General features: G+C 44.8%; 16 protein-coding genes. 13 read left to right on the forward strand and 3 right to left on the reverse strand.

What is annotated here, in order from left to right; translation table 11 throughout:
* From plsX to CTT30_RS04650, 13 genes are all read left to right on the forward strand, one after another.
* Complete coding sequence (gene plsX, locus CTT30_RS04590) at positions 1 to 1026, forward strand: phosphate acyltransferase PlsX (RefSeq protein ID WP_252036155.1); 1026 nt, start codon at positions 1 to 3, stop codon at positions 1024 to 1026.
* Positions 1027 to 1031: 5 nt separating this feature from the next.
* The gene (locus CTT30_RS04595) at positions 1032 to 1982 is read left to right on the forward strand and encodes a beta-ketoacyl-ACP synthase III (protein ID WP_239836791.1); all 951 of its coding nucleotides are present in this window, start codon (positions 1032 to 1034) and stop codon (positions 1980 to 1982) included.
* Between the two features lie 74 nt (positions 1983 to 2056).
* Positions 2057 to 2980, forward strand: a complete 924-nt coding sequence (gene fabD / locus CTT30_RS04600; protein WP_252036156.1) for an ACP S-malonyltransferase — start codon at positions 2057 to 2059, stop codon at positions 2978 to 2980.
* A 21-nt stretch (positions 2981 to 3001) separates the two neighbouring features.
* Entirely contained in the window at positions 3002 to 3736 is a 735-nt protein-coding gene (gene fabG, locus CTT30_RS04605) for a 3-oxoacyl-ACP reductase FabG (protein ID WP_239836912.1), read from the forward strand.
* 234 nt (positions 3737 to 3970) lie between these two features.
* Complete coding sequence (gene acpP, locus CTT30_RS04610; protein ID WP_004406112.1) at positions 3971 to 4204, forward strand: acyl carrier protein; 234 nt, start codon at positions 3971 to 3973, stop codon at positions 4202 to 4204.
* 90 nt (positions 4205 to 4294) lie between these two features.
* Complete coding sequence (gene fabF, locus CTT30_RS04615; RefSeq protein WP_252036157.1) at positions 4295 to 5539, forward strand: beta-ketoacyl-ACP synthase II; 1245 nt, start codon at positions 4295 to 4297, stop codon at positions 5537 to 5539.
* A 76-nt stretch (positions 5540 to 5615) separates the two neighbouring features.
* A complete protein-coding gene (gene pabC / locus CTT30_RS04620) occupies positions 5616 to 6419 on the forward strand; it encodes an aminodeoxychorismate lyase (protein ID WP_252036158.1) in 804 nt (267 codons plus the stop codon).
* A complete protein-coding gene (gene mltG / locus CTT30_RS04625) occupies positions 6416 to 7432 on the forward strand; it encodes an endolytic transglycosylase MltG (RefSeq protein WP_252036159.1) in 1017 nt (338 codons plus the stop codon). The genes pabC and mltG overlap by 4 nt, the downstream gene beginning before the upstream one ends.
* Complete coding sequence (gene tmk / locus CTT30_RS04630) at positions 7429 to 8058, forward strand: dTMP kinase (RefSeq protein ID WP_239875299.1); 630 nt, start codon at positions 7429 to 7431, stop codon at positions 8056 to 8058. Before mltG ends, tmk begins: the two co-directional genes overlap by 4 nt.
* Positions 8059 to 8060: 2 nt before the next feature.
* Positions 8061 to 9023, forward strand: coding sequence for a DNA polymerase III subunit delta' (gene holB / locus CTT30_RS04635; RefSeq protein WP_252036160.1), 963 nt, complete (start codon positions 8061 to 8063; stop codon positions 9021 to 9023).
* On the forward strand, positions 9014 to 9781 hold the full coding sequence (locus CTT30_RS04640) for a TatD family hydrolase (protein WP_239836784.1): 768 nt from the start codon (positions 9014 to 9016) through the stop codon (positions 9779 to 9781). Before holB ends, CTT30_RS04640 begins: the two co-directional genes overlap by 10 nt.
* Positions 9782 to 10226: 445 nt before the next feature.
* Positions 10227 to 11657 (forward strand): PTS glucose transporter subunit IIBC, encoded by a 1431-nt coding sequence (gene ptsG / locus CTT30_RS04645; RefSeq protein WP_239867857.1) that lies wholly within the window; start codon positions 10227 to 10229, stop codon positions 11655 to 11657.
* Between the two features lie 166 nt (positions 11658 to 11823).
* A complete protein-coding gene (locus CTT30_RS04650) occupies positions 11824 to 12249 on the forward strand; it encodes a hypothetical protein (protein ID WP_252036600.1) in 426 nt (141 codons plus the stop codon).
* Between the two features lie 64 nt (positions 12250 to 12313).
* Here CTT30_RS04650 and CTT30_RS04655 read toward each other — a convergent pair whose 3' ends face one another.
* From CTT30_RS04655 to CTT30_RS04665, 3 genes are all read right to left on the reverse strand, one after another.
* Entirely contained in the window at positions 12314 to 12412 is a 99-nt protein-coding gene (locus tag CTT30_RS04655; protein WP_239836781.1) for a MetS family NSS transporter small subunit, read from the reverse strand.
* Positions 12413 to 12414: 2 nt separating this feature from the next.
* Positions 12415 to 13875 carry a sodium-dependent transporter gene (locus CTT30_RS04660; protein WP_252036161.1) on the reverse strand — a complete coding sequence of 487 codons (1461 nt, stop codon included), beginning with the start codon at positions 13873 to 13875 and terminating at the stop codon, positions 12415 to 12417.
* Between the two features lie 499 nt (positions 13876 to 14374).
* Positions 14375 to 14968, reverse strand: a complete 594-nt coding sequence (locus tag CTT30_RS04665) for an outer membrane beta-barrel protein (RefSeq protein ID WP_252036162.1) — start codon at positions 14966 to 14968, stop codon at positions 14375 to 14377.
* Positions 14969 to 15016: the final 48 nt, after the last annotated feature.

A 15016-nucleotide genomic window follows, 5' to 3' on the forward strand; every position in this document is an offset into this window, starting at 1 on the left:
TTGCCTAATATAACCGTTGCACTTGATGCAATGGGCGGGGATTTCGGTCCTCGCGTCACAGTGCCTGCCGCCGTGCAGGCACTGTCGCATTTCCCAGAGCTGAAAGTGATCCTCACAGGTGATCAGACCGCGATCACAACTCAATTATTGTCTCTTGGTTATCAGCCTGATGCTCGTCTGAGTATTCAGCACAGTGACCGGGTGATCTCTAACTCAGAAAAACCTTCTCTTGCGCTGCGAAACAGCAATGGTACTTCAATGGCTACCGCTATTGATGCTGTGGCTCAAGGCGAAGCCGATGCCTGTGTCAGTGGTGGTAACACTGGTGCACTTATGGCTTTGTCACGTTTTCGACTGAAACTACTACCAGGAATTGAGCGTCCAGCACTAATCTCAGCCTTACCGACCGCTTCCGGTGGTCGAACTTGGATGTTAGATCTTGGTGCCAATGTATCGTGCGATGCGGATTCTCTGTTTCAGTTTGCGGTTATGGGTAGTGCTTTAACTGAACAGTATCTAGGCCGGCCTCCACGTGTTGCGATTCTTAATATCGGTGCCGAAGAAATTAAAGGTAACGATCTCGTAAAACGTTGTGCTGAAATGTTATCTCAGACGCAATCCGTGAATTTCGTCGGCTATATTGAAGGTAATCAGTTATTGCACGATTCTGCTGATGTGGTGGTTTGTGATGGTTTTGTCGGCAATGTGTGTCTCAAAGCATGTGAAGGTACCGCTCAACTGTTTATCGATAAGCTGAAAACGAGCATGATGGCTTCATCGATAAAAGGTTGGATTGCAAGAAAATTATTTTCTGGGCTATTTAATGAACTAAAAACATTGAACCCCGACCAGTATAACGGTGCAAGTTTGCTAGGATTGCGCGGCATTGTCATAAAAAGCCACGGAAGTGCTGATGTAGACGCGGTCATCAATGCCATTGGTGAAGCGTTACACGAGGTCAAACGACAAGTACCCAGCCGTATTAGTGATCGTTTGGAAGCGGTTTTACTCGAGAGGCATTATTAGTCTTCATGTATAGCAAAATTTTAGGTACTGGCAGCTACCTGCCATCTCAGGTGCGTTCAAACGCAGATTTAGAGAAAATGGTAGATACGAGTGATGAGTGGATTGTCGCTCGTACTGGTATTAAAGAGCGTCGCATCGCAGCCGAGGGTGAAACTGTTGCTGATATGGGGTATATCGCGGCAGAGAATGCTATTGAAATGGCGGGTATCGACAAAAACGATATCGACCTGATTATTGTCGCGACAACCAGTAGTAGTCATACTTTTCCATCTTCTGCGTGCCAAGTTCAGGCTAAATTGGATATCAAAGGTTGTCCTGCATTTGACATTGCCGCGGCATGTTCAGGTTTTGTCTACGCACTTTCTGTCGCTGACCAGCATGTCAAAACGGGTATGTGTAAGAATGTACTGGTTATCGGTTCAGACACTCTGTCGAAAACTTGTGATCCAACAGACCGTTCTACCATTATCTTGTTTGGTGATGGCGCTGGTGCAGTTGTTGTTGGTGCAAGTGAAGAGCCTGGGATTCTTTCAACGCATATCTACTCAGATGGCCGTTTCGGTGAGTTGCTAAGCCTTGAGGTTCCTGAGCGTGGTAAAGATGCTGATAAGTGGCTACATATGGCGGGCAACGAGGTCTTTAAAGTGGCGGTGACACAGCTGTCCAAACTCGTTAAGGACACGCTGGCTGCCAACGATATGCATAAGTCTGAACTAGATTGGTTAGTTCCTCATCAAGCCAATTACCGTATTATCTCCGCGACGGCTAAGAAACTGTCCATGTCATTAGATCAAGTAGTGATTACCTTGGATAGGCATGGCAATACATCTGCGGCCACTGTCCCGACAGCACTGGATGAAGCTGTGCGTGATGGGCGAATTAAACGTGGTCAGATGCTTCTGTTGGAGGCGTTTGGTGGCGGTTTTACTTGGGGCTCAGCTCTGGTTAAGTTCTAACCTCAATTGAATTTAAACTTTAAGGTGCCTTTTTAGGCATCTTTTCGTTCTTACTTTGTTTTAAGGAAAAGAAAATGAGCAATTTTGCTATCGTATTTCCAGGTCAAGGTTCTCAAGCAGTGGGTATGCTTGCAGAGCTTGGCGAACAGTATGAAGTAGTAAAAAACACTTTTTCGGAAGCATCTGAGGCGTTAGGTTACGACCTATGGGCGTTGGTTCAAAATGGCCCAGCTGAAGATCTCAACCAAACTTTCCGCACTCAGCCAGCACTGCTAGCATCCTCGGTTGCTATCTGGCGTGTTTGGCAAGAGCTTGGCCTAGAGCAGCCAGCAAACCTAGCGGGTCACAGCCTAGGTGAATATTCGGCATTAGTATGTGCTGGTGTGATTGACTTTAAACAAGCAATCAAGCTGGTTGAGCTACGTGGTCAGCTGATGCAAGAAGCAGTGCCTGCAGGCACTGGTGCTATGTTTGCAATCATTGGTCTAGATGACGAATCTATTGCTAAAGCGTGTGAAGAAGCGGCTCAGGGTGAAGTGGTATCTCCAGTAAACTACAACTCACCAGGTCAGGTTGTGATTGCAGGTAGTAAAGATGCCGTTGAGCGCGCAGGTGCCTTATGTAAAGAAGCTGGCGCTAAGCGAGCTCTACCGCTACCTGTTTCCGTGCCTTCTCATTGTGCTTTGATGAAGCCAGCAGCCGACAAACTGGCTGTCGCTCTTGAAGAGATTGAATTCAATGCTCCTCAGTTGCCAGTGATCAATAACGTTGATGTTGTTGCTGAAACGGACCCTGCGAAAATTAAGAATGCACTTGTACGCCAGCTATACAGCCCAGTCCGTTGGACGGAAAGCGTACAGCTAATGAGCGAGCAAGGCGTAGAGAAATTGCTTGAATTAGGCCCAGGTAAAGTTCTTACCGGCCTGACAAAACGTATCGTAAAGACACTTAGTGGCGCTGCAGTTAACGATGCTGCATCTCTAGAAGCGGCTAAGTAAACTTTTAAGGAATAAATCATGATGAACCTAGAAGGCAAGATCGCACTGGTCACAGGCGCAAGTCGTGGTATTGGCCGTGCTATCGCTGAACTACTTGTTGAACGTGGTGCTAAGGTTATCGGTACTGCGACCTCTGAGAATGGTGCTGCTGCAATCAGTGAATACCTTGGTGAAAATGGGAAAGGTCTGGCGCTAAACGTGACAGATATCGAATCAATTGAAGCAACTCTGAAAAATATTAACGATGAGTTTGGCGCAATCGATATTCTGGTGAACAATGCAGGTATTACGCGTGATAATTTATTGATGCGTATGAAGGATGATGAATGGAATGACATCATCAATACTAACCTGACGCCTATCTACCGCATGTCTAAAGCTGTACTTCGTGGCATGATGAAGAAGCGTGCAGGTCGTATCATCAACGTTGGTTCTGTTGTTGGTACTATGGGTAATGCAGGTCAAACTAACTACGCAGCAGCAAAAGCAGGTGTGATTGGTTTCACTAAATCTATGGCACGTGAAGTGGCTTCTCGTGGTGTAACCGTTAACACCGTTGCACCAGGATTTATCGAAACTGACATGACTAAGGCGCTAAATGACGAGCAACGTGCAGCAACTTTGGCTAACGTCCCAGCTGGTCGTCTTGGTGACCCACGTGAAATTGCATCAGCAGTAGCGTTCCTAGCTTCTCCAGAAGCTGCGTACATTACTGGTGAAACTTTGCATGTTAATGGTGGCATGTACATGGTTTAATGCCTAATCTTGAACCAAATGGGCTATTTGCTGTCACAAAAGTAGCCTATAGTTTGTGATAACTGGCATTAAAATGCGCAACATTTGTGCATGATATAAGTCAAAAATGTATTGAATTTCGGTTAAAATCGCGAAAATTGTGGTTTGACCAGCAAGGACCCCCTTGCAACTTTCAATAGTTCGAATAAACTACGGAATCATCGCATTGAGCGAAATCTGTAAAGGAAAAGAAAAATGAGCAACATCGAAGAACGCGTAAAGAAAATCATTGTTGAACAGCTAGGTGTAGACGAAGCAGAAGTTAAAAATGAAGCTTCTTTCGTTGACGATCTAGGTGCTGATTCTCTAGACACTGTTGAACTAGTAATGGCTCTAGAAGAAGAATTTGACACTGAGATTCCAGACGAAGAAGCTGAGAAGATCACTACTGTTCAAGCTGCTATCGACTACGTGAACAGCGCTCAGTAATATCTCTCCCAGGCGGCCTTCTGGCCGCCTGTGTTCTTTTTATTCCTTCTATCCTCTCATAGAATCATTTCAATCCCGGAGAATAAAATCGTGTCCAAGCGTCGTGTTGTTGTCACTGGCATGGGTATGTTGTCACCGGTCGGCAACACTGTAGAATCATCCTGGAAAGCCTTGCTAGCTGGTCAAAGTGGTATTGTGAATATCGAGCACTTTGATACTAAAAATTTCTCAACTCGTTTTGCAGGCTTAGTAAAAGATTTCGACTGTACAGAGTTCATGTCTAAAAAAGATGCTCGTAAGATGGACTTGTTTATCCAATACGGCATCGCTGCTGGTATCCAAGCTTTAGACGACTCTGGTTTACAAATTAATGAAGAAAACGCAGCGCGAGTAGGTGTTGCGATTGGTTCAGGCATCGGTGGTCTTGACCTTATTGAGTCTGGTCATACTGCACTAGTCGAAAAAGGCCCTCGCAAAGTTAGCCCATTCTTCGTCCCTTCAACCATTGTAAATATGGTTGCTGGTAACTTATCCATTATGCGTGGTTTGCGCGGTCCTAATATCGCGATTTCTACGGCGTGTACAACGGGTCTACATAATATCGGTCATGCTGCCCGTATGATTGCATACGGTGATGCTGACGCTATGGTTGCAGGTGGCGCAGAAAAAGCTTCGACTCCTCTGGGCATGGCTGGCTTTGGTGCAGCGAAAGCGCTGTCAACCCGTAATGACGAACCCCAAAAAGCTTCTCGCCCATGGGATAAAGACCGTGACGGTTTTGTACTGGGTGATGGCGCAGGTATCATTGTTCTGGAAGAGTACGAACATGCCAAAGCACGCGGTGCTAAGATCTACGCAGAGCTGGTTGGCTTTGGTATGTCTGGTGATGCTTACCACATGACCTCGCCGAGTGAAGATGGCTCTGGTGGTGCGCTGGCAATGGAAGCGGCAATGCGCGACGCTGGCATCACTGGTACACAAGTCGGCTATGTAAATGCTCACGGTACGTCTACTCCGGCTGGGGATGTTGCTGAAGTGAAAGGCATCCGTCGTGCACTGGGCGAAGAAGGTACTCAGCAAGTGAAAGTTTCTTCTACCAAGTCAATGACGGGTCACCTACTTGGCGCTGCTGGTTCTGTTGAAGCCATTGTGACGATTATGTCTTTGGTTGATCAAATGGTTCCACCAACCATTAACTTAGACAACCGTGAAGAAGGCCTTGAAGACATTGATTTAGTCCCTCATACGGCAAAACCAATCGATTCAGAGTACGCTATCTGTAACTCATTTGGCTTTGGTGGTACAAATGGCTCATTGGTTTTCAAAAAGATCTAAAGAGTCATTCTCTAATTTGTGATAAAACGGCTTAATGCTTTGGCATTAAGCCGTTTTCTTTTATTTGGGCACTGATATGTATTGGGTTAATGGACAGGCCGCTGAAATGATTGCGCTCGCAGATCGCTCGTTTCAATACGGAGATGGCTGTTTTACGACCATGTTGGTTGTTGATGGTGACATAGAACATTGGGGTAAGCACAAAGAGCGAATGCAGTCTTGTTTGGAGGTGCTCGATATCCAACCACCTGACTGGCAGGATGTAGAAACTTGGCTCAGGAGCGCGCGGATCAACGCACCTAAATCGGGTTTAAAGCTACATATCAGTCGCGGTGTAGGGGGGCGTGGATATAGCCCTACTCAAGTGACCTTACCAAATGTTACTATTAGCGCCTTTCACTATCCTGTCCATTATGAAAAATGGTTAACGGATGGGATTTGTCTAGGCGTGTGTCAAAAAAGGTTAGGCTTGAACCCTTTGTTAGCTGGTCATAAACATAATAATCGTCTTGAGCAGATATTGTTGAAAGCTGAAATGGATAATGCAGGTTGGGCGGATGGCATTGCTTTAGATGTGAACGATCGAGTCATTGAAACGACGATGGCCAATGTGTTCTGGGTTAAGCAAGGTATTATACATACCCCAGATTTGACGAATGCAGGTGTTTCAGGTGTTATGCGCCGAGTGGTCATTGAGACTTTGCTCCGTGACGGTGTTCAAGCTCAAAGCGGAGACTATACGCTTGATCAGCTCTGTAGTGCGGATGAAGTGTTTGTTTGTAACTCGATTCTTGGTGTTGCTCCTGTTAAAAGTGTTGGCACACAAGCCTATTCAATAGGAACGATAACGAAAAAAATTCAGGAGATGGTTAACCCGTGATTAAAAAGATCACCTTTTTTCTGGTTCTCGCCATGCTGATCGCTGGCGCTGGATATCTATATGTGAAGCAACAAGTGGATGAGTACGTGGCTCAGCCCCTTAAACTCGAACAAGAACAAATCTATACCTTAGAGTCCGGTGTGAGTTTCAATCGCCTTCTTTCCGAGTTGACAGAGCAAGGCCTAATCGAGTCTAGTGATATGGCTCGATTCGTTCGTCGCTTTCATCCCGAACTAACCCAAGTAAAAGCAGGTACCTATCTGCTTAAACCAGAGCTCAACCTCACTCAAGCGTTAGAATTATTCAAGACAGGTAAAGAGCATCAGTTTGCTATTACATTTGTTGAAGGCTCAACCTTTGCAGAGTGGCGTGAAGCAATGGAGAGTGCGCCATATCTTGAACATAAAACTTCAGAATTAAGTGAAGCAGAAATTGCTCAACAGATTGGTCTTACTCAATCCAAATTGGAGGGGGTACTTCTGGCTGAGACTTATCACTATACGTTTGGAACTTCCGACCTCGATATTCTCAAACGTGCGGCTGATAAACTTGAACAGGTTCTCGAAAAACATTGGCAGCAACGTCAGGACAACTTGCCGTTAAAGACACCTTACGATGCTTTAATTCTTGCCTCTATCATCGAAAAAGAAACGGCGGTAGGTGCTGAGCGCGAACGTGTTGCGAGTGTTTTTGTTAATCGCCTCAATAAGCGAATGCGTTTACAAACGGATCCCACTGTTATCTATGGCATGGGTGACAAGTATGATGGAAATATACGTAAGAAAGACTTGCGAACACCGACACCATATAACACTTATGTGATATTTGGCTTACCACCTACGCCAATTGCTATGCCTGGCGAAGCCTCTATCGCGGCAGCCACTAATCCTGAAAATAGCAACTATCTCTATTTTGTGGCAAGCGGTACAGGTGGCCACGTATTTTCCAAAACACTGAGCGAGCATAATCGAGCCGTTCGTGCGTATTTAAGACAATTAAGAAGCAACAAATGACACAAGCGAAATTCATCGTAATTGAAGGGTTAGAAGGCGCGGGGAAAAGCACGGCTATCAATGCAGTGCTTGATACGCTAAAACAAACGGGTATAGAAAGAATCCGAAACACCCGAGAACCTGGTGGCACGGTATTAGCGGAAAAACTCAGAACCTTGGTGAAGCAAGAGCACCAAGGTGAGGAGCTGCAAGATATGACTGAATTACTTCTTATGTATGCTGCTCGTGTTCAGTTGGTCGAAAATGTGATTAAACCAGCTCTCGCTGACGGTACATGGGTGGTAGGAGATCGTCATGATATGTCTTCTCAGGCCTACCAAGGCGGTGGTCGTCAAATCTCCAAGCAAACAATGAGTGTACTTAAACAGACCACATTGGGTGATTTCAAACCCGATCTAACGATATATCTTGACCTCGACCCACGCGTCGGCCTTGAACGAGCTCGTGGGCGTGGGGAGTTAGACCGAATCGAGAAAATGGATATGAGCTTTTTCGATCGTACACGAGAGCGTTATCTTGAGTTGGCAGACAACGACCCGAGCGTCGTTGTCGTTAACGCTGAGCAAAGTATTGATAAAGTTGCTTTAGACATCAAAACCGTCTTAACCAACTGGTTGGAACAATAGCTATGCAAGCACTGTATCCTTGGCTGACTGATATCTGGCAGGAGTGGCAATTAAGCCTTGAGGCTGAGCGATTCTCTAATGCCACCTTATTGGCTATAGAGGAAGGTCTTGGTGCTGAGCAGCTGGTCGAAAAATTCAGCAATGCTGTGATGTGTAGTAATTACGTCAATGAAGCTTGCGGCTTCTGTCATAGTTGTCAGTTGATGCAAGCGAACAACCATCCAGATTTTCATATCGTTAAGCCTGAAAAAGAAGGCAAGGCGATTACAGTGGAACAGATTCGCCAATGTAATCGCTTGGCACAGGAGTCTTCTCAGTTGTCGGGGGTTAGGCTGTTCATTATTGAACCAGCGGAAGCGATGAACGAGTCTGCGGCTAACGCATTACTGAAAACACTAGAAGAACCATCCGAAAGCTGTATGTTTCTTTTGTTGAGCCACAAAGTGCACCAACTGTTACCAACCATAACCAGCCGCTGTCAGCAATGGCAGGTGGTGAATCCAGAACCTGAGGTAGTCACTCAGTGGTTAAACACACAAGTGTCTGTCACTATCGCACCTTATGTCGCGCACATTAATGGTAACGCGCCGCTCAAAACACAAGCATTCATTGAACAAGATTACAAAGAGAAGTATTTGTCATTTGAAGCTGAACTCCTAAAGGTTGTTCAAAATATGGGAGATAATGTCAAGTTAGCAAAAGAACTGGCTAGTTCACCAGTAGAGTACCTACAATGGTTGTGGTACCTGATGACAGATGCTCAAAAAGTCCATTTTGGCTTGAATCAGCCTTACTTCACGCCAGGGGCAAAGTTATTAGCAGGATGTATCAGCTATCAGATATTGTACCGCCAAACTGACACATTGAGTCAGTTACTTGATCAGCTTAGAGAGCACGTTGGCCTAAATAGTGAGCTGTTAATCTTAGATTGGTTATTTAGATTTAATGAGGAATCATGTTCGTAGACTCGCACTGTCATTTAGACAAATTGGATTATCAGGAGCTGCATTCTGGTATTAAGGATGTCGTGGAGAAGGCCAAGGCCGCTAATGTATCAGAGCTACTTTCGGTTGGGGTGACGTTAGACTCTTTCCCTGCCATGCTGGAAATGATCGAGCCTTTTGACAACGTTTACGCTTCTTGTGGTGTTCATCCTTTGGATGTAGAGAGTGAGTTTGCGTTGGATCGGTTGCATGAATATGCCTCGAACCCAAGAGTGGTAGCGATAGGCGAAACCGGGCTGGATTATCACTACCAGCCTGAAACCGCTGAGTTACAAAGACTGAGATTTCAACAGCAAGTTGAGCTAGGTGTTAAGCTGAATAAGCCTTTGATTATACATACGCGTAATGCTAGACAAGATACGTTGGATATTCTTCGTCGTGGGCAAGCAGAAAAGTGTGGCGGTGTGATTCATTGTTTTACCGAAGATCTTGCGTTTGCCGAAGCTGCGATGGAGCTGGGCTTTTATATTTCTATCTCAGGGATTGTGACGTTTAAGCAAGCCATTGAGTTGAAAGAAGTGGTGAAAGCTTTACCGCTTGAAAGGCTTTTAATAGAAACCGATTCACCTTATCTGGCCCCTGTACCGCATCGAGGAAAGCAAAACCAGCCAGCCTATGTGGTTGAAGTCGCTTCCTATATTGCCCAATTGAAAAATACTTCGTTGAGCGAAGTCGGAAGTAAAACCAGTGAAAACTTCAGAAATCTTTTTTTGAGATAGAAAAAGAGTTCTGGTTAAAAAGGGAGCGCCTGCTCCTTTTTTTTGTGTCTAATATCACGTTAGTTCATAAAAAGTCGCTTGTTTACTAAATCTGTTGAAGGTGAGAGGCGGTAAATATCAAATTGTAATTTTGTTACATGAAATAACAATCGGGCTTATTTTATTTACTCATCAAAATTAATTGCGCTTCATGATAAGTTTATAAATATCAATAAGATATATGGTAAAAGTGAGCTAATTTAGTCTCTTATGGATTGTGATCCATCTATTAGTTTGAAACTAATTTCCATCACTAACTAGAAAGTTTGTTCACCATCAATATATATTTAGAGCCGGAAAATATACTGTTTTACGTGGTTACATTTTCTCTGGGTGCTAACATTTAAGGCTACGGGGGTGTGCCGTTAGAACCCAATAATTCTTATAACTTTTCAGGAGCATAAACATGTTTAAGAATCTTTTTGCCAACCTGCAAAAAGTGGGTAAAGCGCTGATGCTACCAGTATCGGTTTTACCTGTTGCAGGTATTCTACTCGGGGTTGGTGCTGCCGATCTGAGCTTTATTCCGGAAATTGTTTCCAACTTGATGGAACAGGCTGGTGGCTCTGTATTTGGTCAGATGGCATTGCTATTTGCGGTGGGTGTAGCGCTTGGTTTCACTAACAACGATGGTGTAGCAGGTCTGGCTGCAATCGTTGGCTACGGTATCATGACAGCAACGCTGGGTGTGATGGCTGGTGTCATGGGTGTTGAGAAAATAGACACAGGTGTGTTAGGTGGTATTCTTGTTGGTGGTGTGGCTGCATGGGCATTTAACCGCTTCTTCAAGATTCAACTGCCAGAATACCTAGGCTTCTTCGCTGGTAAGCGTGCTGTGCCTATCATTACTGGTTTCGCTGCTATCGCACTGGGTATTGTACTGTCAGTGGTATGGCCTCCAATTGGTGGCGCTATCGCTTCTTTCTCTGACTGGGCTGCACATCAGAACCCACAAGTTGCATTCGGCATCTACGGCATCGTTGAGCGTTCTCTAATCCCATTCGGTCTACACCATGTTTGGAACGTACCATTCTTCTTCGAAGCGGGTACTTGTGTGAATGCTGCTGGCGAAACACAAAACGGCGTTCTAACTTGTTACCTAGTTGCAGACGAAGCATCTCGTGCTGCGGGTAATGGCTTCGGTCAGTTAGCAGGTGGTTACATGTTCAAGATGTTCGGTCTACCAGCAGCAGCTATTGCAATCGCTCACTCTGCTAAGCCAGAGAACCGCGCGAAAGTAATGGGTATCATGGCGTCTGCTGCCCTGACTTCATTCCTAACAGGTATCACAGAGCCAATCGAATTCTCATTCCTATTTGTTGCTCCTGTACTGTACGGTATCCATGCTCTACTAGCGGGTTCTGCATACGTTGTTGCAAACACTCTAGGTTTTGTACATGGTACTTCGTTCTCACACGGTCTGATCGATTTCATTGTACTATCTGGTAACGCACAGAAAATTGGTCTGATGGTAGGTGTTGGTTTGGTTTATGCGGTTATCTACTACGCAGTATTCCGCGCTGTTATCAAAGCGATGGATCTTAAGACTCCAGGTCGTGAAGATGAATCTGAAGAAGCAGTCGCGACATCTGGTTCAGACATGGCTGGTGAGCTAGTTGCAGCATTCGGTGGTAAAGCAAACATCACGGGTCTAGACGCATGTATCACTCGTTTACGTGTAGCAGTATCGGATACAGAAGCTGTTGACCAAGACAAACTAAAACAACTAGGCGCTGCAGGCGTAGTAGTGGTGGCAGGTGGTGTTCAGGCTATCTTTGGTACTAAGTCTGACAACCTAAAAACTGAGATGGATGAATGGATCCGTAACCACGGTTAATTCCTACTCTTCATTCGTGTGAAAAAGGAGGCTTCGGCCTCCTTTTTTGATCCGAGCTAGCTTCATACCTGCCTTGCCTTTAACCCTACTTTTACCTCTATTTGACACTGTGAACTCATAAATTGGGATGATTGTATGTTGTTTTACTTTGTGGGAGTAAATAGTGATGAAGACAAGTGCACTAGTTAAAACTATGGTGGCCCTATCAGCGTTAATCGGTAGTACTGCTACGATTGCGGAGGGCTCTGAATCTACGAGCATTTCCGCGGGCTTGGCGGTTGATCAAGACTTAAGTGCAGTACTTGAACTGGATAATCAGTATCGCTTTACTGTTGGTAATGATGGCGCTGCGTTTGATTACATTATTAAGCGTGGTGAATTTAGCGAGAGTACACCTTTCACTTGGTATATTGGAGCGGGGGCATGGAGCGAATGGGACCATAACGAATTTGGTGCCCGTGTGCCGCTTGGTTTGAACTGGAATTTCAGTCAAGGTTGGAACATGTATGGTCAAGTTCACCCTGAGCTAGATTTGTATAGTGGCCCAGAACTTCAGATTGGCGGAGCCCTTGGCGTTAAGTACACATTTTAGCTCTGATCAATACACAAATGCCGACATTCAATGCCGGCATTTGAGATAAAGATAAGCAGTAAGGTTAGTCCTGCTTATTCATTGCTCTTTTGATACAGATAGCAGCACCACCCCATGTGATACCTAAACCTACTACCATCATAATAATTGCACCTGTTGTCATAATTAGGCCTCCTTGCGGCTAGCTGCATTAATGAGTACACCGATAACGAATAGAGCTGCTATCATTGCCCAACCTAGTGTTAGGTCATAGCCACCGTAGCCTTCAGTGAATAGGGTTTGTAGTTTGGTTGCGAGAATAACTGCCAGCATAATTGGAGTGATGAAGCGCAGACAAATCACGAACCAAGCACCGATAGAAAAGTCAGAGATCTCATTGACGTATTCGCGTACATCACCAACTTTATTCAGTAGCCAAGCCATAAGAATAATCTCGACAAAACCACCCACCATGATACCGACGTTGTTAGCAAAATGGTCGACCAAATCTAGTAGTAGTAGGCCACCATTGGTTGCAAATGCCATTGAGACAATCACGCCCGCGCCAATAACAACAGTTGCCGCTTTTTTGCGACTCCATTTTAGTTTGTCGATAACGGCTGACGTAACGGCCTCCATAATGGAGATATGTGAGCTCAATCCGGCCACGACAAGAGCGAAGAAGAACAGAGGACCGAGGATATATGGTGCTGGGAGCAAGTTAATTGCTGCTGGTAGAGTCACAAACGCTAACCCAACACCAGCAGAAACCACTTCAGTCAGTGGTTTGCCCTGTTCTTGTGCCATGTAGCCCAATACAGAGAAAATCATGATACCAGCCAGAATTGAGAAGCCACAGTTGATCAATACGGTCATAAACGCATTGTTGGTTATATCCGACTTCTCAGGTAGGTAACTAGAGTAAGCCAGCATGATGGCAAAACCAATACTGAGTGTGAAGAAGATTTGGCCGTACGCTGCTGCCCAAACTTTAACATCCCAAATTTTGCTGAAGTCAGGCTCGAACATATAGTTGACGCCATCCAGAGCACCAGGCAGAAATATCATGCGACCGATAAGAAGTACTACCATGATGAAGAGAATAGGCATCATGATTTTAGAGGCCCGCTCAATACCAGCCTTAACGCCACCAACAATAGCAGCGTAGGTGATCCCCCAAGCAATCAGCATCGCGATGGCAATCTTCCATTGGATACTGCCAAGGTCTGTTGGCGAGTTATCGCCTAAAGCTAGGTAATCACTAAAGAAGAATGCATTGGTGTCGGTTCCCCAGCTCTGGTTAAACGACATACCAAAATAGGAGATCGCCCAGCCAATCACAGCCACGTAGTAAACGGCAATGACAGCAGCAACGCCGACCTGGAACCAACCAAGCCATTCAAATTTGGAGTGAATTTTAGCTAAAGTTCTTGGCGCGCTGCCTCTATATTTTTGACCCATGCTGAACTCTAGGATCATAAAAGGTATGCCTGCAGTGATCATTGCAAAAAGGTAAGGGATAAAGAAAGCGCCACCGCCGTTTTCATAGGCCATATATGGGAAACGCCAAATGTTTCCTAAGCCGATAGCCGATCCCACTGCCGCCAGAATAAACCCGGCGCGGGATCCCCATTGTTCTCGCTTCATAAAGGACTCCTGTCAATCCGATTTCCGAGAGTGAAGCTACCTCAAACCCCTTCAGGCTGAACGGGAGCCTGAGCAAACTTATAATCAGTAAAGCAGATATAACGATTAATATGGATGCTTAACTGTCTTATCTAAATAAGTTTGTGGTTGTTTATTTGGGTTTCTTTAAGGTTTCTCAGATATAAATGCTTAATTTTTCAATGTGTGTTTGCTCTAACTGAAATAATCAGCTGTGCATATTGAAAAGACTAACTACAAGCATAGGTTAAAGCAATAGATTGTAATTGTGAGTTCAATGTTGGGGTTTGGTGAGAAAAATGTATTTGTGATGACTTATTAGTGAGTTAAATGGTTGTTACATACTTTTCTAGAAGAAACTTGAGATTTTTTTGTGTGCAGTGAAACATAACTCTTTTAAAATTAAGAGAGCGTATGACTGAAAAATATACGCTCAGTTAATGTATTTTACTAAATTATTTGCAATGAAAAGGCATTGCCTCTAAAAACGTAGGGTTAATCCGACATTTGCCGAGAATTGGTTCATCCAATCTGTTTTGAATTTAATGAGGCAACTTCCTTCCTGTGAAGCGGGCAGATTGCATACGCCACTGGTGTCGTTATCGACAACTGTGCCAAGCCAACGCAGCTTAGTATTCAGTGCAAAGTGCTCAGTGAGACGATATTCAAAACCACCGAAGATACTGGCAGAAAAGCCCAATTCATCGCCCACCCAATCTGCATCTATGTATGAACCGCCCAGCCCAACACCAAGATAACTGTATAGTGACTCTTCAACGGGATAATAAATGCTACTTTGAAAATGTAGATAGTGCATGGTTGAGCTGAGGCTGACGGTTTCTACATCGGTTTTTTGATTGGCGTAAAACAAACCGATTCTGCCTTTGTCTAGATCCATTTCAGCGCTTATTGCAAAGCTTTCGGAACCTTTCAGATCGTACTCTTGTTGATCTTGATTCTCTACACTGCCACCTGAGGTGTAACCAGCCCAAGGTGTTAGATATACATCTGCAAAAGTTGTCGGAGTAAAACTAAGCAAAATGCAACCGAGCAGAGGGATATTTTTGTTGTTCATAAGCACTGTCCTATCAGAGCGATATCTTCTAATTGTGATAGTAACGTC

This window comes from Vibrio coralliilyticus (assembly GCF_024449095.1).
In the GTDB taxonomy this organism is placed as follows: domain Bacteria; phylum Pseudomonadota; class Gammaproteobacteria; order Enterobacterales; family Vibrionaceae; genus Vibrio; species Vibrio coralliilyticus_A.

What these genes read in the sequence shown, in the direction of transcription:
- CTT30_RS04595 (WP_239836791.1), top strand. Translation starts at nt 1,032, where the DNA reads ATGTATAGCAAAATTTTAGGTACTGGCAGCTACCTGCCATCTCAGGTG.
- fabD (WP_252036156.1), top strand. Translation starts at nt 2,057, where the DNA reads ATGAGCAATTTTGCTATCGTATTTCCAGGTCAAGGTTCTCAAGCAGTG.
- fabG (WP_239836912.1), top strand. Translation starts at nt 3,002, where the DNA reads ATGAACCTAGAAGGCAAGATCGCACTGGTCACAGGCGCAAGTCGTGGT.
- acpP (WP_004406112.1), top strand. Translation starts at nt 3,971, where the DNA reads ATGAGCAACATCGAAGAACGCGTAAAGAAAATCATTGTTGAACAGCTA.
- pabC (WP_252036158.1), top strand. Translation starts at nt 5,616, where the DNA reads ATGTATTGGGTTAATGGACAGGCCGCTGAAATGATTGCGCTCGCAGAT.
- tmk (WP_239875299.1), top strand. Translation starts at nt 7,429, where the DNA reads ATGACACAAGCGAAATTCATCGTAATTGAAGGGTTAGAAGGCGCGGGG.
- holB (WP_252036160.1), top strand. Translation starts at nt 8,061, where the DNA reads ATGCAAGCACTGTATCCTTGGCTGACTGATATCTGGCAGGAGTGGCAA.
- CTT30_RS04640 (WP_239836784.1), top strand. Translation starts at nt 9,014, where the DNA reads ATGTTCGTAGACTCGCACTGTCATTTAGACAAATTGGATTATCAGGAG.
- ptsG (WP_239867857.1), top strand. Translation starts at nt 10,227, where the DNA reads ATGTTTAAGAATCTTTTTGCCAACCTGCAAAAAGTGGGTAAAGCGCTG.
- CTT30_RS04650 (WP_252036600.1), top strand. Translation starts at nt 11,824, where the DNA reads ATGAAGACAAGTGCACTAGTTAAAACTATGGTGGCCCTATCAGCGTTA.
- CTT30_RS04655 (WP_239836781.1), bottom strand. Translation starts at nt 12,412, where the DNA reads ATGACAACAGGTGCAATTATTATGATGGTAGTAGGTTTAGGTATCACA.
- CTT30_RS04660 (WP_252036161.1), bottom strand. Translation starts at nt 13,875, where the DNA reads ATGAAGCGAGAACAATGGGGATCCCGCGCCGGGTTTATTCTGGCGGCA.
- CTT30_RS04665 (WP_252036162.1), bottom strand. Translation starts at nt 14,968, where the DNA reads ATGAACAACAAAAATATCCCTCTGCTCGGTTGCATTTTGCTTAGTTTT.